2 protein-coding genes are annotated in these 1,140 nt (G+C 47.6%); both read right to left on the bottom strand.

Annotated elements, in window-relative coordinates; genetic code table 11:
• Positions 1-136 precede the first annotated feature (136 nt).
• The gene (locus ACQ4M5_RS41740; RefSeq protein WP_430681689.1) at positions 137-652 is read right to left on the bottom strand and encodes a hypothetical protein; all 516 of its coding nucleotides are present in this window, start codon (positions 650-652) and stop codon (positions 137-139) included.
• A 269-nt stretch (positions 653-921) separates the two neighbouring features.
• A partial coding sequence (locus ACQ4M5_RS41735) for a hypothetical protein (protein WP_430681688.1) occupies positions 922-1,140 on the bottom strand: 219 nt, incomplete at its 5' end.

Below are 1,140 nucleotides of genomic sequence, written 5' to 3'. Positions count from 1 at the left end.
CGCTGAGACTGGTCATCTCTCCACTTTAATGGCGGCTCAGAAATGAGATCGCATCTGCTGTATCGTTCAAGCAATCGAGGGAACAAGATATTTCCTATGAACTGGATTTAACACCTAGACAGGCATCCCCTAAGTACTAACGCTCCTGTTGATTAGACACAGTACTCCTGTTTCCAAGCGCGATCGCGACATCGTAGATTCCAGCAATCAGAAAAGGTAGAACTGCCAGCCAACAGCCCGACTCAAAAGAGACCTGCACATAATAAGCAATCTCGCTTCGGAACAATTGCCGATTCGCTTCAGAGCGCAGCGCAAACAGTAGCAACACCCCTACCGTACTCAGTCCGATTGCAATCTGCGATCGACGTTTCCAGTTCGATAAACTAATCCCGACCCCGGCTGCGGCAACTCCGACTGCCAAAGTAGCTCGAATATCAGGCGGAAGATTCTGACTTTGGGTTGTTTCGAGAACAGCAGGTGTCGTAATCGTTGTGCCTGTTGCCAGTTCAATTCCAGTCAATTGCTCGATCGGGCGGTTCTCGCAGGAGACCGTAACAAACGGCAGGAAAAAGCACCCCAAGATCAAAGCAAATAAAGACGCACTAATTCTTTTCGGCGTGACACCACGCCGCTCTAAAACAAGCTGACGCATTGACAACCTCTTGAAGATTAAGTGAAGCTTGTCGATTGAGTTGATCCTAAAACTCGCTCCATCAACGCACATCCCGAACTTGGTGCTTCTTGATCTCCACGAATGAGGGAGAGGATCTCCTCCTTTCGTGGAGGGGACAGCTAAAGTTCCAACGAAAGGAATGTAGATACTTGAAGTCTTGAACGGTTTAATGAGAACGTATTTCCACCGTGAAGATCGCTTATGCTGTCAAAGCTCAAGTTTCAACCCACACCTTTTCGCTTTTTGCTTTACATGGAATGGGTGTTGTTGGCGAGTTGTGGGACATTAGAGATCGTCGAAGCAATTGAAAAAGGCAGTTTCCAAATCCAACACGTCCTTGTGCCCACGGGATACGCAACCAGTGCCAGGGTAAATGCTAGAAACAAGACACAGAGGGGATTATAAAGTTCACTAAATTCGCTAAGAAAAGACATCGAGTTGTCCTGCATGGAGGCAGTTCCCGATGT

It is taken from the genome of Leptolyngbya sp. AN10, from assembly GCF_050565645.1.
Taxonomy (GTDB): domain Bacteria; phylum Cyanobacteriota; class Cyanobacteriia; order Leptolyngbyales; family Leptolyngbyaceae; genus Leptolyngbya.
Note: the sequence above shows the minus strand (reverse complement) of the source record. Positions and strands in the feature narration are given on the sequence as shown.

Bases quoted from the DNA above. Each gene is read 5' to 3' on its own strand.
- ACQ4M5_RS41740 (WP_430681689.1), bottom strand. From the start codon at position 652: ATGCGTCAGCTTGTTTTAGAGCGGCGTGGTGTCACGCCGAAAAGAATT.